Source organism: Streptacidiphilus jeojiensis, from assembly GCF_042510965.1.
Lineage (GTDB): Bacteria > Actinomycetota > Actinomycetes > Streptomycetales > Streptomycetaceae > Streptacidiphilus > Streptacidiphilus jeojiensis.
On record NZ_JBEUKS010000020.1, the window covers coordinates 97,216 to 117,994 of the forward strand.

Consider the following 20,779-nt stretch of genomic DNA (forward strand, 5'->3'; position numbering starts at 1 on the left):
CACGGACAACGGGGGAACGCACATGCAGCCATTGGAAAGTGATGATCCAGCAGCAATCGGCGCCTACCGGCTGATAGCCCGGCTCGGCGCCGGCGGGATGGGCCGGGTGTACCTCGCCCGCTCCGGCGGAGGCCGGACCGTCGCGGTGAAGGTGGTGCGCCCGGAACTCGCGGAGAGCGCCGACTTCAGGAGCAGGTTCCGCCGCGAGGTCGAGGCCGCGCAGTCGGTCTCCGGCGCCTACACCGCGCCGGTCGTGGACTACGACCACGACGCGGCGACCCCCTGGCTGGCCACCGCCTACGTGCTGGGCCCCTCCCTGGCCGAGGCGGTGGACGCCCACGGCCCGCTGCCGGAGCGCTCGGTGGCCGTGCTGGGCGCGGTCCTCGCCGAGGCCCTGCAGGCCATCCACGGCTCCGGGCTGGTGCACCGCGACCTCAAGCCGTCGAACGTGCTGCTGTCCGCGGACGGCCCGCGGGTGATCGACTTCGGGATCGCCCGCGCCCTCGACGGCGGGGCGCTGACCAGCACCGGCGTGGTCGTCGGCTCGCCCGGGTTCATGTCGCCGGAGCAGGCCTCGGGCCGGGCCGTCAGCCCGGCCAGCGACATCTTCTCGCTGGGCTCGGTGCTGGCCTTCGCCGCCACCGGGCACGGCCCCTTCGGCTCCGACTCGGTCGCCTCGCTGCTCTACCGGGTGGTGCACGAGGCCCCCGACCTCGACGACCTGCCGCCCTCGCTGCGCGAGCCGGTCGGGGCCTGCCTCGCCAAGGAACCGGCGGAGCGGATCACCCCGGCGGAGCTCTCCCGGCTGCTCGCCCCGACGGGCACCCCCACCCTGCTGCGCACCGCCTGGCTGCCCGCCGAGGTGGCCTCGGACATCGCCTCGCACGCGGCGCGGGTGATGGACATGGAGGCCCCCGAGGCCGGGCCCGCCGACAGCGGGACCGTGCTGCTCGGGCCGGCGACCGGCGCCAGCCCGGACACGGCCGTACTCGGCCGCACCCCGCCACCGGCCCCGGGGCCGGCGCCGCTCAGGACGACCGCGGTGGCCCCTGCGACCCCGGGCCGGCGCCGGGTGCTGACCGGCGCCCTCTCGGTCGGCGCCGTCGCGGTCGTCGGCGGCGGGGTGGCACTGGCCCTCACCCGGGGCTCGGGCGGCAGCGGCCCCACCCCCGGCCCCACCCACAGCCCCACCGCCACCGCCACCGCCCCGAGCACCTCGGCCGGCCCGACCACGGCCGCCCCCAGCTACGCCACCCACGCGCCCGGCGTGGCCCCGGCGCCGGTCTGGGTCTACAAGGGCAGCAGCCTGGCCGAGGTGCCGGTGGTCCCGTACCACGGCACGCTGCTGGTCAGCGGGGCCAATCTGACCGCGATCGACGCGCGCGGCGGCAAGCAGCAGTGGCAGGGCCCGGAGCTGGGTTCCGCCTTCGCCTCGCCGCCGATCGGCATCGGTGCCGGGGTGGTCGTCTCGGTGGGGTACACCGCCACCAACGAGCCGGCCCTCATCGCCACCGATCCGACCACCGGCGCCGAGCGCTGGCACCTGCTGGAGCCGGCGGCCCTGGCCTTCACCTCCGTCCTGGCGGTGGACGACAAGCGGGCCTACCTGCTCGGCAGCAAGTACCCGCTGGACGCCAACGGCAAGGCGGTGATCACCATCGGCGACCCGACCACCAAGGCGGTGATCGCCGTCGACCTGCAGACCCGCAAGGTCGCCTGGACCCAGATGCGCAAGGCCTCGGCCGACGACCAGGTCACCGGCAGCGTGGCGGGGAAGTACCTGGTGTACACCAACGACCAGAACAACATCGTGGTCCGGGACACCACGACCGGGGTGCAGCTCTGGTCCAAGGACTTCGGGCTGAAGAACTTCCAGACCCAGGTCGACCCCCTGCTCGTCGGCGGCGACCTGTACGTCGGCGGCCCGCAGCTGCTGGGCTTCACCGTGGCCGACGGCAAGCAGGTGCTGTCGGCCAAGGACTCCAGCGGCGGCTCCTTCGGCGTACCCGCCATCGCCGACGGCGTCCTCTACGCGGCCGACCTGCGCGGCGACCGGGTGGTCGCGCTGAACGCGGCCACCGGCTCGCAGCAGTGGGAGTGCGTCGTCCCCGACGGTCCGTTCACCTCCACCCTGGTCGTGGTCGGGCCGACCCTGTTCACCGGCTCGTTCGTGGGCAGCAACGGGGTCTACGCGATCGACCGGAAGAACGGGAAGATCCTCTGGAACTACCGCACCACCTCCAACGACAAGGACTGGTGGCTGGCCACCGACGGCACCCTGCTCTACGGAGTGGTCGGCGACGAGGTGCACGCCCTGCCGCCGGTCTGATCCGCCGTCAGCCGAAGAAGACGTCGAACTCGGAGTACAGCGCGGGTTCGACGGTCTTGATCCGGGCGGTGGCGTCCGCCAGCGGCACCCGCACGATGTCGGTGCCGCGCAGCGCCACCATCGTGCCGTAGTCGCCGTCGTGCACCGCGTCGATGGCGTGCAGTCCGAAGCGGGTGGCCAGCCAGCGGTCGAAGGCGCTGGGGGTGCCGCCGCGCTGGATGTGCCCGAGGACCGTGGTCCGCGCCTCCTTGCCGGTGCGGGCCTCGATCTCGTGGGCCAACCACTCCCCGATGCCGGACAGCCGGACGTGGCCGAAGGCGTCCTTGGTGTCGTCCTTGAGCACCATCTGGCCCTCGACCGGCATCGCCCCCTCGGCGACCACCACGATCGGCGCGTAGTTGATCCGGAAGCGCTGCTCCACCCAGGCGCAGACCTGGTCCATGTCGAAGCGCTGCTCGGGGATGAGGATCACATTGGCGCCGCCCGCGATGCCCGAGTGCAGCGCTATCCAGCCGGCGTGACGGCCCATCACCTCGATGACCAGCACCCGGCGGTGCGATTCGGCGGTGGTGTGCAGCCGGTCGATGGCCTCGGTGGCGATGTTGACGGCGGTGTCGAAGCCGAAGGTGTAGTCGGTGGCGTTGAGGTCGTTGTCGATGGTCTTGGGCACGCCGACGACGTTCACGCCGTTGTCGTGCAGGGTGGCGGCCACCCCGAGGGTGTCCTCGCCGCCGATCGCGATCAGCGCGTCCACCCGGTACTTGTCCAGGTTCTCCTTGACCTTGCGGATGCCGTCGGCGACCTTGAGCGGATTGGTGCGCGAGGAGCCCAGGACGGTGCCGCCGCGCGGCAGGATGCCGCGCACCTCGGGGATGCCGAGCGGCAGGGTGGCGCCCTCCAGCGGGCCGCGCCAGCCGTCCCGGAAGCCGGTGAACTCGTAGTCGTAGACCTCGACGCCCTTGCGGACGACCCCCCTGATGACCGCGTTGAGCCCCGGGCAGTCCCCGCCGCCGGTGAGCACGCCGATCCGCATATCCGTCCCCTCCCCTGAGTATGACGAACTGTCACTTCACGGTAGCGGCGGGCGGGACGGATGCACCCTGCTGTGCACGGGGCGGGCTGACCGGGACCGGTCAGCCCTCGTCGTCGAGGCCGCGCTCGATGGCGTAGCGGACCAGCTCCACCCGGTTGTGCAGCTGGAGCTTGCCGAGGGTGTTCTGCACGTGGTTCTGCACGGTGCGGGGCGACAGCACCAGCCGGTCGGCTATCTGCTTGTAGGCCAGGCCCTTGGCGACCAGCCGCAGCACCTCGGTCTCCCGGTCGGTGAGCTGCGGGGCGGCCGGGCTGCGGGAGCCGGCCGCCACCGGCTCCGCCGCCAGCCGGCGGTACTCCCCCAGCACCAGCCCGGCCAGCCCCGGGGTGAACACCGGGTCGCCGACGGCGGTGCGGCGCACCGCGTCCAGCAGTTCCTCCCGGCTGGCCGACTTCACCAGGTAACCGGTGGCGCCGGACTTCACCGCCTCCAGCACGTCGGCGTGCTCCCCGCTGGCGGAGAGCACCAGCACCCGGGGCGCCGGGTCGTGCGCCATCAGCTGGCGGCAGACCTCGACCCCGGGCAGGTCCGGCAGGTTGAGGTCGAGGACGACGACCTGGGCCGCGGCGGCCGGGGCCCGGCGCACCGCCTCGCGCCCGTCCCCTGCGGTGGCCACCACTCGGCAGCCGGCCGCGCCGAGGTCGCGGGCGACCGCCTCGCGCCACATCGGGTGGTCGTCCACCACCATCACCCGGATCGCCTGCTCGCCGTCGGTCGGCTGACCGTCCGTCGGCTGACCACCCGTAGTCTGTTCGGCCGTCACTTCGTGCTCCCTCGTTCGACTCGCTGACGGGGCACCCGCAGCTCGACCTCGGTGCCCTGACCGGCGGCCGAGCTGATCTCGGCGCTGCCGCCCAGATCCCGCAACCGGCCGCGGATCGACTGGGAGACCCCGAGCCGCCCCTCCTGCTCGGCCTCTCCCAACCGCTCCCGGGCGAAACCGGGACCGTCGTCGCGGACGCTGACGACCACCTCGTCCGGCTCGTCCTCGACCAGGATCCAGGTGTGCGCCTGCTCGCCCGCGTGCTTGCGGACATTGTCCACCGCGGCACCGACAGCGGCGCTGAGCTCGGTCGCCGCACGGCCGGGCAGCAGCACCGGCGTCCCCGGCGCGGAGACCGTCACCCGGGAGCCGGCCAGTGGGGTGAGCAGGGCCCGCAGGTCCTGCGGCTCGCCCGGTTCCGGCCGGTGCAGCGGGCGGCGCGGGGCCTCGTAGGAGGGATTGGGCACCAGGCCCTCGGCGATCAGCGCCCGCAGCGCGATCTCCTGCTCACCGGCCATCCGGCCGATCTCAGCGGCCTCGCCGCCGACCTCGGCGCCGCGCCGCTGCACCATCGCCAGCACCTGGAGCACCCCGTCGTGGATGTCCCGGGCCAGCCGCTCCCGCTCCCGGGTGACGGCCTGGATCTCCAGTGCCCTGGCCAGGGTCTGCTCGCTGGCCCGGGCCAGCTCGACCACGTAGCCGATGGCCACGCCGGCCAGCATCAGCAGCACGATGTTGTGGGCGTTGCTGGAGGTGACCCGGCCCCGCTCGCCGATGTTGGCCAGGCCGACCAGCAGTCCGGCCAGGGCGGCCGGGCGCCAGCCGCCCATGACGGCGAAGCCGAGCACGGTGGCGGCGGCACGGACCGTCGGCAGGGTCACGTCGTTGGCGTCCACGCTGGCCGCCTGGTCGAAGCTGCGGGTCAGCAGTATGCCGACGACCACCAGCGCCAGGTCGGCCCAGAGCCACCACCAGCCGCAGCGCGCCTTGGTGGAGAACACCCGCACGGTGGCGAAGGTCCACACCGTGAGCACCGCCATGTAGGCCCAGGCCGCGGCCGGATGGCTGTAGTGGTGGGCGTTCCCTGCGTAGCGGCCCACCGCGTACACCAGCGTGAGCAGGCGGAAGGCGGTCACCGCCCGCCACAGCGGCTGCTCCACGGAGAAGACCCCCGCGGCGCGCTCCTCGGTCCCCACCCTGCGCCCCCTGATGCTCCGTCGGCTACGGCTGTTTCTCCGCGCCGCTCTGCTTGGCCTGCTTCTTGGCTTCCTGGATCTGCCGCTTGGCCGCGGTCGCGTAGATGTCGACGTACTCCTGGCCGGACAGCCGCATGATCTCGTACATGACCTCGTCGGTGACCGAGCGCAGGATGAAGCGGTCGTTCTCCATGCCGTGGTAGCGCGAGAAGTCCAGCGGCGCGCCGATCCGGATGCCGGGCCTGACCCCGAAGTTCGGCTTGACCTGGCCGGGCGGCTGCAGCTTCTCGGTGTCGATCATCGCGACCGGGATCACCGGCGCGCCGGTGGCCAGGGCGATCCGGGCCACGCCGCCGACCTTGCCGCGGTAGAGCTTGCCGTCCGGCGAACGGGTCCCCTCCGGATACACCCCGAAGAGCTCGCCCCGCTTGATGACCTCGATCCCGCTGCTGATCGCCGCCTCACCGGCACCGCGCACCCCGGAGCGGTCCACCGGGAGCTGTCCGACGCCTTTGAAGAAGGCCGCCGTCAACTTTCCCTTGACACCCGTTCCGGTGAAGTACTCGGACTTGGCGATGAAGGTCACCCGACGCTTCATCAGTGCGGGCAGGAAGAAGGAGTCGGAGAAGGAGAGGTGGTTGCTGGCGATGATGGCCGGCCCTTCCGCGGGGATGTTCTCCATCCCCTCGACCCAGGGACGGAAGAAGATCTTCAGCATCGGGGCGACGATCATCTTCATCAGTCGGTAGAACAACCCTGGCCTCCAGATTCACGAACCACGGAGAACCTTAGCCGCTCGGGCAGTGGTGAGCTGTACGGCTGACAGGCAGGCATGGGACTATGCGGGTCACCCGTCGTGTTGTCCCGTGCAGACCCGGTGCAGCCCCCTGTACGAAAGGAGCCGCAGATGCCGCTCATGCCCGGTGCCGAGCCGTACCGCCACCACGGCGGACCGGTCGGAGTCCTGGTGTGCCACGGGTTCACCGGCTCCCCGTACTCGATGCGGCCCTGGGCCGAGGCCGCGGCCGCCGAGGGCTTCAGCGTGTCGCTGCCGCTGCTGCCGGGGCACGGCACCCAGTGGCGCGACCTCAACATCACCCGCTGGCCGGACTGGTACGCCACCATCGAGCGGGAGTTCGACCTGCTGGCGAAGGACTGCGAGCAGGTCTTCGTCTTCGGCCTGTCCATGGGCGGCGCGCTGGCGCTGCACCTGGCGGCGCAGAAGGGCGCGGACGTCTCCGGCCTGGTCCTGGTGAACCCGCTGGTGCGGATGCCCGGACAGGCGCACCGGGCGCTGCCGCTGGTGCGGCACCTGGTGCCCAGCTTCCCGGGGATCGCCAACGACGTGGCCAAGCCCGGGGTGAACGAGGGCGGCTACGTCCGCACCCCGCTGCACGCCGCGCACTCGATGGCGCAGCTGACCCGGCTGGTCCAGTCCGAGCTGCCGCAGGTCACCCAGCCGCTGCTGCTGTTCCGCAGCCCCCAGGACCATGTGGTGACCCCGGCCAGCGGGGCGATGCTGCTCGCCCGGATCTCCTCGACCGACGTCGAGGAGCGGCTCTGCGAGCGCAGCTTCCACGTGGCCACCCTGGACCACGACGCCGAAGCCATCTTCGAGGGAAGTCTCGACTTCGTGCGGCGGCTCACGCCCGCCGCGAAGGGATGACGGCCGTGCCCGAGCTGCCCGAGGAAGACGCGGACGTGCCCCAGGACGCCGCCGGGGAGGACACCGCCCCCGCTCCCGAGGAGCGGGCCGCCGCGGACGACGACGCGGTGTTCGCGCAGCTCGTCGCCGGGTTCGACAGCCCGGTGGACGACGAGGCGCGGTCCTGGCCGGCCGCGGAGGACCTGGCGGAGCTGGCGCCCGCGCCGCGGCCGCGACCGGTGATCAAGCCGCTGCCGGTGGTGCGGGCGATCCCTCCGGTGGACCCGCGCGCCTGGATCCCGCAGGAGTCGGACGAGGACGACCACTACGTCCCGCCGCCCCCGCCGCCCTTGCCCCGCACCGAGACCGCGACCCGGCTGGCCGTGGCCGCGGTGGTCGCAGGGGTGGCGCTGACCCTCTACTCGGCGTTCGGGCAGTTGCCCGGGGTCGGCGGGATGGGGGCGTTCCTGGGCATCGGGCTGTTCGTGGGCGGGGTCGCCACGCTGATCGCCCGGATGCGGGTGGACGACGACGAGGACGAGGACGACGATCCGCAGCGGGGGGCGGTGGTCTGATCCCGGGTGCGGCGCGTGTGTGGCTTGTCGCGCAGTTCCCCGCGCCCCTGGGGGGCTGCAACTGACCCACCGTGAGCAAGTTGCACTCCCCAGCTGCACCCGACCTACGACCCCGCCGGAACCCTCAGGACGGCGATCAACGGCAGATGATCCGTCGCCGCGATCAGATCCTTGCGCGGAAGATCAGGAACCCCGCAGGCGAGGACCTCAATCCCCGGGGTGGCGAAGACCGCGTCGATCCGCTGGTACGGGTTCTCCGGGACGGAAGTGAACTCGGAGCCCCAGGGCGCGGTGGCCCACCCGTCCTGCAGGCGCTCAGCCAACAGCTTCCAGCCGGGGCCGTCCGGGTGCTCGTTGAAGTCCCCGCCGACCACGCCCAGCGCGGTGCCGGTCCGGCCCAACTGCTCCAGCAGCATCCCGCACTGGGCATAGCGCTCGTCCGGGTCCAGCGAGAGGTGACAGCTGGTCACCGAGAACGGCGCGGCCGCGCCGAACCGCACCACCGTGGTGGCGAAGCCCCGCTGGTGCAGCCCCGGCGTACGCGGCAGCAGCACGTCGTGGACCGAGAGCGGCATCGCCCGGAGCCGTCCCAGCAGCAGCGGGCCGGACGCGCTGAGACCGCCGGAGAGGATCACCAGTCCGGTGGACCGGGCCAGCCAGCCGGCCTGCTGCCGGGGGAACCAGAACCGCGGTGACTCCTGGACGCAGAGCAGGTCCGGATCGCAGGTCCGGATCAGCCGCGCCAGCACCGTGCGGTCGTCGCGCAGCGAGCGGATGTTGTAGCTGAGCAGGCGTACGACTTCGGAGCCGTCTGGCTGCGGACCGGAGGCGGGGAGATCGTCGGCGTCCATGGGGCCGAGTCTCGCACCGCCCCCGGGGGCGGTGCGAGAGTGCGCGCGGCGTGTCAGCGCTGGCGGGCCAGGTCGCCGGCGCCGGCGATCCCCGCGGCGGAGCCCAGCGAGGCGAGCACCACCTCGGCACGGGGCCGGTGCACCCCGCCGATCAGGTGCTTCTCGAAGGCCTTGGCAACCGGTTCGAGCAGCAGGTTGCCGGAGTCGGCGACACCGCCGCCGAGCACGAACACGGCCGGGTCGAACAGCGAGGCGAGGTCGCCCATGCCGCGTCCGAGCCAGTCGGCCAGCTCGTCGTAGACCTCCAGGGCCAGCGGGTCGCCCTCTTCCGCCGCCTGGGTGATCTGGCTGCCGGTGATGGTCTCGGCGATGCCCTCGTTCAGCTCCAGCAGGCGCTTGCCGAACACCGGGTCGGCCGCGGCGCGCTCGCGGCCGTAGCGGCGCAGGGCGCGGCCGGAGGCGTACTGCTCCCAGCACCCCTTGGAGCCGCAGCCGCAGGGGATGCCGTCCGGGATCATGTTGAGGTGGCCGATCTCGCCGGCGACGCCGAAGCTGCCCCGGTACATCCGGCCCTCCAGCACGATGCCGCCGCCGATGCCGGTGCCCACCGTGATCATGATCATGTCGTTGTGCTGCGCCGCGGCGCCGAACCTGAACTCGCCCCAGGCCGCCGCGTTGGCGTCGTTCTCGATGACCGTGGGCAGGTGCACCAGGTCCTCGATGCGGGTCTTCAGCGGCTCGTTCTCCCAGGCGATGTTGGGAGCCATGATCACGGTGGAACGGTCCCGGTCGATGTAGCCGGGAGCGCCCACGCCCACCGCGGTGACGTCGTGCCCCGCCCGCAACTCCTTGATGGCGTCGGCAATGGCGCCGACCGCCCACTGCGGGTCCGCGGGGGTGGGTACCCGTGTTCGGGCCAGGATCGCGCCGTCCTCGTCGACGACCCCGGCTGCGATCTTGGTACCCCCGACGTCGACGCCGATGGTCAGTCCCATGTGTCCCTCAGTCTCCGCTGGCTTCCCCGCTGGCCGGTACCGTACCCGGCCGGGTGGGGCCGGGTACACACCTGTGCGTACATTAGCCGAAGACAGACAGCTGGGGATACGTTGGTGAGCCTTCAGGAGTCGTAGTCAACCAGGTCGGACGGACCGGTACCGGTACCGGTTCAGTCGAGGTCGATCTGCTCGGAGGAGGCCGGCTTCTCGGCCGTCCAGCGCTTCTCCGAAGCGGAGACCGCCGCACGGTAGGCCGCCAACAGCTCCCCACCTGCGGCGATGAGGTGACCGTAGACCTCGGGGTGCTTGCTGCGCAGCGGGGCCGCGAGGTTCTGCAGGGCGCCCAGGCTGTCGCCGCTGCTGGCCGCCGCGGAGGCGGCGTTGACCCGCTCGCCCAGCGTGGAGGCGAACCGGCGGACCTCGTCCACCAGCGGGGTCAGCTCCGGGCCGAAGAAGTCGGCCGGCGAGGCGGGCTTCTTCGGCCCGTCGGTCTCCGCCACCTCGTCATGGGTGGACGCAGTTGCCCCGGCGGGCGTGTCGTCCCCCGCGCCGCCCTCGGCCACGGCCTCGGCCCACACGTCCTCGTTGTTCCGGTCGTCGGCAGTCGTCATGGTTCCTGCTCCTTCTTCGAGCTCCGCGGGACGCGCTCAGGGGACTCCTCCGACGCTACCCCAACCGGCATGGCGCGTCGGCGTTCCGGCCGATGCGTTGTCGGTCAGCGGCCTGTCCTTCAGCGGCCCGCCGGTCAGCGGCCGCCGGGCCAGAGCGCCGGGTCCGGGGTGAACCGCACCGCCAGCACGCCGTCGCGCAGCGCCGCGCCGGCCACCGTGCAGCGCCGCAGCGCCGAAGGCAGGGCGACGGTGCGCCGGTAGGGGCCGACGCCGAGGACCAGGTCGTCGCCGCGCCGGACCAGGTCCAGGTCGGCGCGGTCGGCGCCGGGCAGCGGGATCCGCCAGACCAGCGCGCCCTCGTCGCCCTCGCGCAGGTCCTGCACCGGCCAGGGGACGGGCAGCGATCCGGAGGGGTCGATCGACGGCAGTCCCAGCGACGCGAGCCGTTCCGCGCCCTCGGGCTCCGCCCCCAGGTGCGGGACCCCGTGCACCGGGACGTCCCACTCCTCGCGCAGGGCCTCCAGCTGCCGCTGCTGCTCCCGGCGCAGTCCGGCCAGGAACGGCCCGCCGCCGTCCGGCTCGGGGCCCGCCGGCACCAGCCGGTTGACCAGCAGCGACTCCACCCGCTGGCCGTGCAGCGCTAGCCCGGCCCGGGCCTGCCGCAGCGCCGCGGTGGCGCGCGGGCCGGTCGGTGCGTCCAGCACCAGCCGGACCGTGGTCCCGGGCGCGTCGGTGACCGCGCGGACCTCGTCGAGTTCGGCGGCGGCCCAGGAGCGTGCCTCGTAGACCCAGTCGGAGGGCATCGGCACTCCGGCGACGGCGGCCAGCACCGGGCGCAACGCCCGGGCGGCCTGGCGCTGTTCGGGGATCAGCCGGGCCAGGTAGCGGTCCAGCTGCTCGGGCAGCGCGAGCGCCGCCAGCAGCTCGGCGACCACCGGGGCGTCCACCACCACCACGTCCCAGTCGCCCCGGGCCGCGTGCCTGCGCAGCGCGTCAAGCAGGGCGAGGTGCTCGGCGCCGGGCAGCGCGCTGTGTTCGTCGCGGTCCAGCGGATCCACTCCGAGCAGGTCGAACAGGGGCTTGGCGCGGGAGAGCAGCCGCTCGGCGGCGTCCCGGAAGGCGGCCTGCGGGTCGAGCCTGGCCACGAAGAGGCCGCCCTCCAGCCGGGCGGGCTCCGGCGACAGCCGGGTGTCGAAGAGCCGGTCGACGCTGCGGTGCGGGTCGTCGGCGGCGAGCAGCAGGGTGCGGCCGCCCTCGTCCGCGGCGAGCCGGGCGGTGGCTGCGGCCAGGGTGCTGCGGCCGCTGCCGCCGCCCCCGCTGACCAGGACGGTGCGGGGAAGGCCCATCAACCCTCGACGCCCGTCGACTTCACGTCGGCCGACTCCACCCGCTTCTTCAGACCGGCCAGCGCACGGTCGATGATGACCTTCTCGGCCTTGCGCTTGATCATCCCCAGCATCGGGATCTTGACGTCCACGGCGAGCTGGTAGATCACCACGGTGCCGCCGCCCTGGGACGGGTTCAGCAGGTAGGAGCCGTCCAGGGACTTCAGCATCTGGCTCTTCACCAGGGTCCAGCTGACCCGGTGGTCGCCCTCCCAGGTGTAGGCGAGGACGTGCTCGTCCTTGATGGCCCCGGCGTCCAGCAGCAGCCGCACCTGCTCGGCACGGCCGTCCGCGCCCTCGGCCAGCACCTCGATCTCCTTGACCTCACCGGTCCATTCGGGATACGCCGCGAAGTCCGCGATCACCGCCATGACCTGTTCCGGGGTGGCCTCGATCGTGGTGCTCGACCTCGTGTGCTCCGCCATCGCTGGCCTCCGCGTCTCTGCTGCCTGGGTGCTGCTGGAAGGTTACCGGTTCAGAAGTCGAGGACCCAGGGGCGGCCGGTGGAGCGGAAGTGCCCGACGTTGACGCACTCGCTCCGGCCGATCCGCATCCGCCGCGCCAGCGGCTGGTGCACGTGCCCGAAGAGCACATGACCCGGTGCGGTGCTGTGGATCGCGTCCAGGATGGCCTCGCTGCCGCGTTCGAAGCGGCGGGCCACTGTGTCGTAGGTGAGCTCCGGGACGGCCGGCGGGATGTGGCTGCACAGCACGTCGACCCGGCCGAGCGCGGCGACCTTCGCCGCGTAGGTCTCCTCGTCCACCTCGTAGGGGGTGCGCATCGGCGTGGGCAGCCCGCCGCCGACGAAGCCGAAGGTGCGCCCACCGATCTCGACCACCTCGCCGTCCAGCACCGTGACGCCGGCGCCGGCGGCGTACTCGGGCCACAGGTCGGGCCGGTCGACATTGCCGTAGGTGGCGTAGGTGGGGGTGGGGAAGGCGGCGAAGAGTTCGGCGTACTGGCGGCGCACGGCCTGCTCGGTGGCGGTCTCGCGGTCGACCGGCAGGGCCGCCCACAGCTGCCGGGAGAACTCCTTGGCCTCGTCGAACCGCCGGGCCGTGCGCATCGCCACGATCCGGTCGGCGTTCTCCTTGCCGAACAGGTCCGGGAAGATGCCGCGCGAGTGGTCCGCGTAGTCGAGGAAGAGGATCAGGTCGCCGAGGCACAGCAGCGCGTCCGCGCCCTCGCCCGCCCGCGCCAGTGCCTCGCTGTTGCCGTGTACGTCGCTGACCACATGCACCCGCATGGCGTCACCCTACCGACCTGTCCGGCAGTAGGGTTTCGGGCAGAGGGAAGCATGACCCTTCCGATGGCCGAGTGTGCGACCGCACCACACCGGCCACAGGAAACATGCTGCTCACGGCAGTGTGACACAGGAAACACAATTGCCGTCTCCCCTATCGGAGTCCACGTACCGAGCAGTAACGTCCTGGCGTCCCGCAGCGTCGCAGACCGAGGAGCAGTCTTGCGCGAGTTCAGCCTTCCGGCTCTCTACGAGGTGCCGAGCGGCGCAAACCTCACCGACCTCATCCACCGCAACGCCGAACGGCATCCGACGGTCGGCGTGGTGAGCCGCAAGGTGGACGGCGTCTGGGAGGACCTGACGGCCGTGCAGTTCCTGGCCGAGGTCCGTTCCGCCGCCAAGGGCCTGATCGCCTCGGGCATCGGCCCCGGCGACCGGGTCGGGCTGCTGTCGCGCACCCGCTACGAGTGGACCCTGCTGGACTTCGCCATCTGGTGCGCCGGCGCGATCACCGTCCCGGTCTACGAGACCTCCTCCGCCGAGCAGGTCGAGTGGATCCTCGGCAACTCCGGTGCGGTGGCCTGCATCACCGAGCTGCCCCGGCACCAGGCCGTGGTCGCCGAGGTCAGCGAGCGGCTGCCGGAGCTGAAGCAGACCTGGCAGATCGAGGGCGGCGCGCTGCGCGAACTGGCCGACGCCGGGCGGGAGGTGGCCGACGCGACGGTGGAGGAGCGGCGTTCCGCGCTGAACCCGGACACCATTGCCACCATCGTCTACACCTCGGGCACCACCGGCCGCCCGAAGGGCTGTCAGCTGACCCACGGGAACTTCCTGGGCGAGCTGGGCAATGTGGTGGCCCGGCTGGACCCGCTGTTCCGCACCGGGGAGTCCTCGGTGCTGCTGTTCCTTCCCGAGGCGCACGTGCTGGGCCGGATCGCCGAGATCGCGGCCGTGCTGGCCCCGGTCAGGCTCGGCCACCTGCCCGACATCAAGGAGGTCGTGGCGGAGCTCAGCGCCTTCCGGCCGACCCTGATCCTGGGCGTCCCCCGGGTCTTCGAGAAGGTCTACAACTCGGCCCGGGCCAAGGCGCAGAGCGAGGGCAAGGGCAAGATCTTCGACCGCGCCGCCGACACCGCGATCGCCTACAGCCGGGCGCTCGACGCGGACGGCCCCTCACTGGGCCTGAAGCTGCGGCACAAGCTGTTCGACGCGCTGGTGTACAGCAAGCTGCGCGCCGCGCTCGGCGGTCGGGCCACCCACGCCATCTCCGGCGGGGCCCCGCTCGGCGAGCGGCTCGGCCACTTCTACCGCGGCATCGGCTTCACCGTGCTGGAGGGCTACGGCCTCACCGAGTCCTGCGCCGCCACCGCCTTCAACCCGCACGACGAGCCGCGGATCGGCAGCGTCGGCCAGCCGCTGCCCGGCTCCTCGATCCGGATCGCCGACGACGGCGAGGTGCAGCTCAAGGGCCCGCAGATCTTCACCGGCTACTGGCAGAACCCCGAGGCCACCGCCGAGGCGCTGCAGGACGGCTGGTTCTCCACCGGCGACATCGGCACCCTGGACGACGACGGCTACCTCACCATCACCGGGCGCAAGAAGGAGATCATCGTCACGGCCGGCGGCAAGAACGTCGCCCCCGCCGTGATCGAGGACCGGATCCGGGCCCACCCGCTGATCGGCGAGTGCATGGTGGTCGGCGACCGGAAGCCCTTCATCGCCTGCCTGATCACCATCGACCCGGAGTTCTTCCCGACCTGGAAGAAGCTCAACGGCAAGCCCGACGACGCCTCGGTCTCCGACCTGCTCCAGGACGCCGACCTGCTGGCCGCGGTGCAGGCCGCGGTGGACGACGGCAACGCGGCGGTGTCGCACGCCGAGGCGGTGAAGAAGTTCCACATCCTGGACACCGTCTTCACCGAGGAGTCGGGCCATGTCACCCCGTCGCTGAAGCTCAAGCGCGCGGTGGTGGCCAAGGACTTCGGCGCCGAGATCGAGGCCCTCTACGCGGGACGCTGACCCCTGCTCCGACCGGCCGGCGCCGACCCCGGCGCAGGCCGGTCAGAGCGGCGCAGGCCGGTCAGAGCAGTTCGGCCAGCCGCCCGGCCAGCAGGTCCCAGCGCCAGCTCTGCTCCACCCAGGCCCGTCCCCGCCCGCCCATCCGCGCGCGCAGGGACGGGTCCTGGAGCAGCGTGACCAGGCGATCGGTCAGCGCCGCCCCGTCCCGTCCGGGGACCACGTAGCCGGTCTCACCCTCCAGCACCGCGTCCGGCGCCCCGCCGGAGTCGCCGGCCACCACCGGCAGTCCGGTCGCGGACGCCTCCAGGTAGACGATGCCCAGCCCCTCCACGTCCAGGCCGCCGCGGCGGGTCCGGCAGGGCATGGCGTAGACGTCGCCGGCGCCGTAGTGGGCCGGCAGCTCGGACCAGGGCACGGCGCCGGTGAACCGCACCGAGGCGGACACCCCGACCGAGGCCGCCAGCTTCTCCAGGTCGCCCCGGTAGGGCCCGTCGCCGACGATCAGCAGCACCGTGTCCGGCTCCGCGGCCAGCACCCCTGGCAGCGCCCTGATCAGGGTGTCCTGGCCCTTGCGGGGCACCAGCCGGGAGACGCACACCACCACCGGGCGGGAGCTCAGCCCCAGCGCGGCCCGGACCTCGGCGCCGCCCGAGTCGGGGTGGAAGGTCTTCTCGTCCACCCCGGGCGGGACCTGGCGCATCCGCGCCGCCGCCTCCGGGCCCACCGCTGCGGCGATCCGCGAGCGGGTGTACTCGCCGAGGTAGGTCAGGGTGTCGGTGCCGGCGCCGATCCGCCGCAGCAGCTGCCGGGAGCCGGGCAGCTGGGCCCAGGCCGCCTCGTGGCCGTGGGTCATCCCCAGCAGCCGCTCGGCGCCGGCCCGGCGCAGCGCCGGCGCCGTCAGCCCGAGCGGGGCGGCGGCCCCGAACCAGACCGAGCCGCAGCCCTCGGCGGCCAGGATCTCGGCGGCCCGGCGGGTGACCCGGGGCGTGGGCAGCAGCATCGTGGTCCGGTCGCGGACCACCTGGAACGGCTGCTCGGCGTCGAAGCGGGCCGCCTCGGCGCCGTCGCGCCAGGTCGAGGCGTACACCACGATCTGCTCGGCCGGCATCCGGACCGCCATGTTGTGCACGAACGTCTGGATCCCGCCGGGGCGCGGCGGGAAGTCATTGGTGACGATCAGCGTCTTGTTCATACTCCGTCTTTCCGGGCGACCGACCCGCGTACCCCCGCAATCATCGGGAGGCATTCTGTGACCGGCGGGACGTGATCCGTACGATAGGGCAGTGCGGCAACCGCACGAGTGTCCGCGAGCGTGTTCCACCCTGTCGTTCGTTCCACCCAGCGGTTCCCTGTCGGCCTCCAGTCCCCGGGCGAGGATTCCATCACTACTCAGCTGCACCCGCTGTCCCGCCCGGCCGAGCCGGCGGACGACCCGGCGCTCTCGCGCGCCCGGGCGACGCGGCGTGCCTGGGCGGCCGTGGCGGTCAGCTGGGCGGCGACCAGAACCCTGGTGATGCTGATGGTGCTGGGGCTGCTGCAGCTCGGCACCAGCGACGTGACCAGCGACGTCAAGGTGATCTACCAGGGCTGGGCGCAGGTGCTGCAGACCGGCACCTTCCCGCTGGACGACGTGACCTGGCAGTACCCGCCGCTGACCGCGCTGGTGATGCTGCTGCCGCACTGGCTCCCGTGGACCTACTTCACCGGCTTCCTGGTCATGGTCGCCGTCGCGGACGCCCTGGTGCTCGGGCTGCTGCTGCGGGCCTCCCGGCACGGCCGGAGCAGGGCCGGCGCCTGGCTCTGGGCGCTGGTGGTGCCGCTGCTGGGCCCGACCGTCTACTGCCGCTTCGACCTGGTGGTCACCGCGGTGGGGGTGGTCGGGCTGCTGGCCGCGGCCACCCGGCCGCGGCTGGGCGGGGTGCTGGCCGGGATGGGCGCGATGCTCAAGGTCTGGCCGGTGCTGATGGTGCTGGGCACCCCGCGCGGCCGCAGGACCAGGGAGACCTGGACCGCGATGGTGGTCTCGGCGCTGGCGATCGGCTTCTACTACGCGGTCACCAACGTCGGCGCCTACTCGTTCATGAGCTTCCAGGAGAACCGCGGCGTCGAGATCGAGTCGCTCGGCGCCATCCCGTTCTACCTGGCCCACCTCTTCGGCTGGCGCGGCCACGCCGAGATGCACTACGGCTCGACGGAGTTCCTCGGCACCGGGGTGCAGCTGGTCGGCAAGCTGATGGTGGCGCTGTCCTTGGCGGCCTTCGCCTGGCTGCTGCTGTGGCGGTTCCGGGCCCGCCGCTGGACCGCGGCGACCCCCGCCGACGCGGCGCTGGCCGCGCTGCTGCTGTTCACCGTGACCAGCCGGGTGATCAGCCCGCAGTACCTGGTCTGGCTGATCGGCGTGGCCGCCGTCTGCCTGGTCTCCCCGCACACCACCCAGCGGCCCACCGCCTGGCTGATCGCCGCGGCGAGCCTGTTCACCTTCCTGGAGTTCCCGGTCTTCTTCGGCGACCTGGCGGCCTTCAAGCCGCTGGGCGTCTCGGTCCTGGTGGTCCGCAACCTGCTGCTGGCCGCCGCCGCCCTGGTCTCCTGCCGGCGGCTGTGGTGCGCGACGGTCCGGCCGGAGCCGGAGGCCGTGCCGGACATGGTGCCGGCGGCCCTGTCGGAAGGGCTGCCGGTGGCGCTGCCGGAGACCCTGCCGGAGGCGGCGGCGACGGACCCGGAGACCGAGCCGTCCTGCTGACGGCCGGCGGCCCCGCCCCGGGCGGGGGGCGGGGCCGCCGGCCGCGGAGCGGGGCTACTCCCCGGCGCGGGCGACCGGGCAGCCGCCGGTCAGGCCGCCGAGGAAGGCGTTGGGGTCGTAGTAGTGCTCGACCGAGAGCAGCCGCAGGTCGTCACTGACCTTGGCGATGCTGACGCCGAACATCTCCACGGTCCGGCCGTCGGGGGCATGGCCCTCGTACTCGCCGTCGAAGCTGCCCCAGTGCCGCCACTTGAAGGTCACCAGCGGCGGCGGGGAGACGACCTCCAGGACCTCCCAGTAGAAGCCGTTGGGGAAGGCACCGTGGAACACCTCGTGCGAGGAGTCGAAGTCCTTCTGCCCCACCGGGTAGAACGGGCTGTCGCCGATCAGGATGTTGTAGCTGCCCTGCTCGGCGATGTCCGCGGCGGTGGCCCAGCCGCCGCCGTTGACATTGGTGCGGAAGTGCTCGGTCACCATGGACACCCAGGTCGCCGGATCCTTCTTGTGCGAGACCTCCATCTCGAACACCGCGACGATGCTCTCGACGATCGCCTCCAGCGACCCGGGCTGGAACTGGTGGGTGCGCTGTTCTGGCATCACGGTGTGCGAGAGGTGGTAGTCGGGCACCTCTCCGCGCCACTCCGACGGGTCCGCCGCAGCGATCACGGCCTCGCGTCCCTGGAGCCAGAGCGGGGTGGACTCAGCAGTATCTGACACAGTGTCATCCCTCGTTCGACGATCAGAGTCGATCGCAGACACTACTGATACTGATGTTACTCCGTCAGGATTCGATCAAATCCATAACTACCTTGCCGCGTACCGGAGATCGGCCATCCACTGGGCCGTGAAGGTGCTCGTTCCGACGCCGGTGCTGCGGCGCAGTGCGGTGTCCAGCGCGGCCGCCGCGCCGCCGCTCCCGCCGGCCGCCGCCACCGCGCGGTAGAGGGCGACCAGCGCCTTCTGGCCGTGCCGCGCGACGATGCTCCGGCAGGCGAACCAGGCCTGCTCGTACGCCTGCGGCAGGTCGGCGGCCGAGCCGTCGAAGGAGGCGTCGTCGGGGAGCCGGTCCGGGATCCGGCCCGCCCTGAGGTCGGCCAGCAGCTCCGGGGCGATCTGCTGCGGGGTGCGGCCGGTGCCGAGGTAGCCGGTCCAGTTGGCGGCGCCCTCGGAGAGCCAGCGCGGGGTCCACTGCTCGGTGATCGCCCGGGTGGCGACATGGGTGGTCTCATGGGTGGTGACCACCCTCCGGCCGAGCGCGTTCAGGGTGTCCCAGACCTGCGGGTTGACGGTGATCCGCTCGGTGCGGCCGGCCTCGGCCGCGCCCAGCTCCCCGGTGGTGACGGCGGCGATCGCGGTGTACCCGGACGGGTCGGCGCCGAGCAGCCGGCCGAACTGGTCCAGCCCGAGCGGGGCCAGCAGCACCGTCCGCTGACCCCAGCCGGTGCCCCAGACCGCGCTGACGGCCGGCACCGCCCGGTCCGCCTCGTCGGCGAGCTGCTGCAACGTGCCCTGGTCGCGCAGCCCGAGCACCAGGCTGGACCGGCCCTGGACCACGGTGACCGGGCCCAGGTCCCACAGCTGGACGTCGCCGCCGGCGTGGTCGCTGTCCGAACTGAGCAGCCAGCCGCCGCCGCTGCCAGTGCCGCCGCTGCGGGTGAAGGTGAGGTACTGGGTCGCGGTCACCGGCTCGGAGTCGAAACCGCTGAGGCGGTAGGACAGTTCGACCCGGGTGGCGAGCCGCGCCGCCCCCTCGGCCCCGATCACCGGCGGCAGCGGATAGGCGTCCAGCGCCTGGAGCCGGTAGGTCCAGGCGCCGACCGGAACCTGGGCCAGGTTGCCCAGCATCGCGGCGCCGCTGTCGCGCAGGGCCTGCGCCGTCGGCAGCACCGTCGCGGCCAGCGCCGCCTGGTCCCGGGCCAGGACCGCGGCGGCCCGGCGGTCCAGCACCGCCTGCACCGCCCGCGCCGTCGCGGAGTCGGCCGTGCCCGAGGTGCCGCCGGAGGCGGTGTGCCGTCGGTCGTGCCACTCCTCACCGCCCAGCGCCCCGGCGACCAGCACCGCCGCACCCGCGGCCAGCACCGCCCTGCGCCCGGCCGGCATCAGCGGCACCCCCGTCCGGCGGGGAGGTCAGACCCGGACCACCTCGGCCACGGGCATGCTGGTGACCCGCTCGTAGCGGACCCTCGCCCCCGGGTAGGGCGCATGGATGACCGTCCCATTGCCTGCGTACATCCCGACGTGGTGCCTGTCGCCGTAGTAGATCACAAGGTCACCGGGCCTCGCCTGGCTCAGCGGGATCCGCTGCCCGGCGAAGGCCTGGCCCTGCGAGGTGCGGGGCAGCGTCACTCCGGCGTGGCGCCAGGACCAGTACATCAGCCCGGAGCAGTCGAACGATCCGGGCCCCGCCGATCCGTACACATAGGGTCTGCCCAGGGCGCTCTCGGCGGCCGCCAGCGCCTGCGCCGCCCGGGCCGAGGCCGGCCCCTGGCCGGAGAGCGGCGGCTGCTGCGCGGCCTGGGCCGCCGCTCCCGCCGCGTCGTCCTCACCCTGCTGGAGCTGGGCGCGCTGCGCCGCGGTCAGCGAGTCCAGCAGCGCCTTGGCATGGCCGAGCCGCTGCTGCACCTGGGTCTTGCTGCCGGCGATGGACTGACGCAGCGTCTCCAACCGGGCCAGCTGCGCCACCGCCTCGGCCCGGTCCTGCACCAGCTGCCGCTGGTCGGCCTCGATCTCCTGGAGCTTCAGCGCGGCCACGGCGTCGGCCTGGTCGGCACTGGACGCCTGCTCCAGGTACTGGTCCGGATGGGCGTTGAGCAGCAGCTTCACCAGCGGGTCCAGCCCGCCGCCCTGACGGTATTCGGCGCTGGCGATCGAACCCATGGACTGGAGCAGGGCGTTCACATGCTGCTGCTCCTCGGCGACCCGCTGCTGCAGCAGCACCGACTCGCGCTGGAGCGCGTGCTCCTGCTCCTGCGCCCCGTCGTACTGCTGGCCGGCCACCTCCGCCTGCGCGTAGAGGCCGTCGAGCTGGTGCTGCACGTCGTCGGCGGTGACCGGGGCGCCCCCTCCGGGGCTGCCCGGAGTCGCCAGGGCGCTGCCTCCGCCCGCGAGGACCGCCGCGGTGGCCGCCGCCAGGGTCGCGGCGGAACGCGACAGGGCTGCCACGGTGGAGTACTGGCCCAGCGGTCGGGCACGTCGGTGGGACGCCACGGGGAATGGCTCCATTCGTCGAAGCAGAGGACCGAGCGCCGACGTTAGCGAGTCGGACACATCGAGTCCAAACCCCAGCAAGGACGAAAATACCCCCGAAATTAGTACAACTTGACGAAACGCCATG

General features: G+C 72.7%; 19 protein-coding genes. 5 read left to right on the forward strand and 14 right to left on the reverse strand.

The genetic code is table 11. From position 1 onward, the window contains the following. The first annotated feature begins 22 nt into the window (after positions 1 to 22). Entirely contained in the window at positions 23 to 2,329 is a 2,307-nt protein-coding gene (locus ABUW04_RS37295; RefSeq protein WP_380568765.1) for a protein kinase domain-containing protein, read from the forward strand. A 7-nt stretch (positions 2,330 to 2,336) separates the two neighbouring features. On the opposite strand, the gene ABUW04_RS37300 is transcribed toward ABUW04_RS37295, so the two are convergent. The 4 genes from ABUW04_RS37300 to ABUW04_RS37315 all read right to left on the reverse strand — a co-directional run bounded on the left by ABUW04_RS37300 (position 2,337) and on the right by ABUW04_RS37315 (position 6,135). Next, complete coding sequence (locus ABUW04_RS37300) at positions 2,337 to 3,362, reverse strand: 6-phosphofructokinase (RefSeq protein ID WP_030248453.1); 1,026 nt, start codon at positions 3,360 to 3,362, stop codon at positions 2,337 to 2,339. A gap of 100 nt (positions 3,363 to 3,462) precedes the next feature. Continuing rightward, positions 3,463 to 4,110: a response regulator gene (locus ABUW04_RS37305; RefSeq protein ID WP_030248455.1), complete on the reverse strand. Its 648-nt coding sequence runs from the start codon at positions 4,108 to 4,110 to the stop codon at positions 3,463 to 3,465. A 71-nt stretch (positions 4,111 to 4,181) separates the two neighbouring features. Beyond that, positions 4,182 to 5,381, reverse strand: a complete 1,200-nt coding sequence (gene macS, locus ABUW04_RS37310) for a MacS family sensor histidine kinase (RefSeq protein WP_380568766.1) — start codon at positions 5,379 to 5,381, stop codon at positions 4,182 to 4,184. A 25-nt stretch (positions 5,382 to 5,406) separates the two neighbouring features. Next, positions 5,407 to 6,135, reverse strand: coding sequence for a lysophospholipid acyltransferase family protein (locus tag ABUW04_RS37315; protein WP_030248458.1), 729 nt, complete (start codon positions 6,133 to 6,135; stop codon positions 5,407 to 5,409). Positions 6,136 to 6,288: 153 nt separating this feature from the next. Here ABUW04_RS37315 and ABUW04_RS37320 point away from each other — a divergent pair, with 153 nt between their 5' ends. Together ABUW04_RS37320 and ABUW04_RS37325 are read left to right on the forward strand one after the other, a co-directional pair. Continuing rightward, positions 6,289 to 7,047, forward strand: coding sequence for an alpha/beta hydrolase (locus tag ABUW04_RS37320; RefSeq protein ID WP_380568767.1), 759 nt, complete (start codon positions 6,289 to 6,291; stop codon positions 7,045 to 7,047). Between the two features lie 5 nt (positions 7,048 to 7,052). Continuing rightward, the gene (locus tag ABUW04_RS37325) at positions 7,053 to 7,601 is read left to right on the forward strand and encodes a hypothetical protein (RefSeq protein WP_051724749.1); all 549 of its coding nucleotides are present in this window, start codon (positions 7,053 to 7,055) and stop codon (positions 7,599 to 7,601) included. Between the two features lie 104 nt (positions 7,602 to 7,705). Here ABUW04_RS37325 and ABUW04_RS37330 read toward each other — a convergent pair whose 3' ends face one another. The 6 genes from ABUW04_RS37330 to ABUW04_RS37355 form a co-directional block, all read right to left on the reverse strand. After that, positions 7,706 to 8,452, reverse strand: coding sequence for an endonuclease/exonuclease/phosphatase family protein (locus ABUW04_RS37330; RefSeq protein WP_380568769.1), 747 nt, complete (start codon positions 8,450 to 8,452; stop codon positions 7,706 to 7,708). Between the two features lie 53 nt (positions 8,453 to 8,505). Next, positions 8,506 to 9,447 carry an ROK family glucokinase gene (locus ABUW04_RS37335; RefSeq protein ID WP_030248464.1) on the reverse strand — a complete coding sequence of 314 codons (942 nt, stop codon included), beginning with the start codon at positions 9,445 to 9,447 and terminating at the stop codon, positions 8,506 to 8,508. A 170-nt stretch (positions 9,448 to 9,617) separates the two neighbouring features. Beyond that, entirely contained in the window at positions 9,618 to 10,058 is a 441-nt protein-coding gene (locus tag ABUW04_RS37340) for a DUF5304 family protein (protein ID WP_380568770.1), read from the reverse strand. A gap of 134 nt (positions 10,059 to 10,192) precedes the next feature. Beyond that, positions 10,193 to 11,404, reverse strand: coding sequence for an ArsA family ATPase (locus ABUW04_RS37345; protein WP_380568772.1), 1,212 nt, complete (start codon positions 11,402 to 11,404; stop codon positions 10,193 to 10,195). Then, positions 11,404 to 11,868 carry an SRPBCC family protein gene (locus ABUW04_RS37350; RefSeq protein ID WP_030248474.1) on the reverse strand — a complete coding sequence of 155 codons (465 nt, stop codon included), beginning with the start codon at positions 11,866 to 11,868 and terminating at the stop codon, positions 11,404 to 11,406. Before ABUW04_RS37350 ends, ABUW04_RS37345 begins: the two co-directional genes overlap by 1 nt. 50 nt (positions 11,869 to 11,918) lie before the next feature. Continuing rightward, the gene (locus tag ABUW04_RS37355; RefSeq protein ID WP_030248476.1) at positions 11,919 to 12,689 is read right to left on the reverse strand and encodes a metallophosphoesterase family protein; all 771 of its coding nucleotides are present in this window, start codon (positions 12,687 to 12,689) and stop codon (positions 11,919 to 11,921) included. A gap of 219 nt (positions 12,690 to 12,908) precedes the next feature. Here ABUW04_RS37355 and ABUW04_RS37360 point away from each other — a divergent pair, with 219 nt between their 5' ends. Then, positions 12,909 to 14,705 carry an AMP-dependent synthetase/ligase gene (locus ABUW04_RS37360; RefSeq protein ID WP_380568773.1) on the forward strand — a complete coding sequence of 599 codons (1,797 nt, stop codon included), beginning with the start codon at positions 12,909 to 12,911 and terminating at the stop codon, positions 14,703 to 14,705. Positions 14,706 to 14,766: 61 nt separating this feature from the next. Here ABUW04_RS37360 and ABUW04_RS37365 read toward each other — a convergent pair whose 3' ends face one another. Next, positions 14,767 to 15,897, reverse strand: coding sequence for a glycosyltransferase family 4 protein (locus ABUW04_RS37365; protein WP_030248482.1), 1,131 nt, complete (start codon positions 15,895 to 15,897; stop codon positions 14,767 to 14,769). Positions 15,898 to 16,017: 120 nt separating this feature from the next. Between ABUW04_RS37365 and ABUW04_RS37370 the strand changes: the two genes are divergently transcribed. Then, the gene (locus ABUW04_RS37370; RefSeq protein WP_380568774.1) at positions 16,018 to 17,445 is read left to right on the forward strand and encodes a glycosyltransferase 87 family protein; all 1,428 of its coding nucleotides are present in this window, start codon (positions 16,018 to 16,020) and stop codon (positions 17,443 to 17,445) included. 54 nt (positions 17,446 to 17,499) lie between these two features. Here the strand turns inward: ABUW04_RS37370 and ABUW04_RS37375 are convergent, their stop codons facing one another. The 3 genes from ABUW04_RS37375 to ABUW04_RS37385 form a co-directional block, all read right to left on the reverse strand. Next, positions 17,500 to 18,162, reverse strand: a complete 663-nt coding sequence (locus ABUW04_RS37375) for a hypothetical protein (protein ID WP_030248487.1) — start codon at positions 18,160 to 18,162, stop codon at positions 17,500 to 17,502. A gap of 87 nt (positions 18,163 to 18,249) precedes the next feature. Then, positions 18,250 to 19,545 (reverse strand): hypothetical protein, encoded by a 1,296-nt coding sequence (locus ABUW04_RS37380; RefSeq protein WP_380568775.1) that lies wholly within the window; start codon positions 19,543 to 19,545, stop codon positions 18,250 to 18,252. A gap of 27 nt (positions 19,546 to 19,572) precedes the next feature. Beyond that, positions 19,573 to 20,652, reverse strand: a complete 1,080-nt coding sequence (locus ABUW04_RS37385; RefSeq protein WP_030248491.1) for a C40 family peptidase — start codon at positions 20,650 to 20,652, stop codon at positions 19,573 to 19,575. Positions 20,653 to 20,779 lie beyond the last annotated feature (127 nt).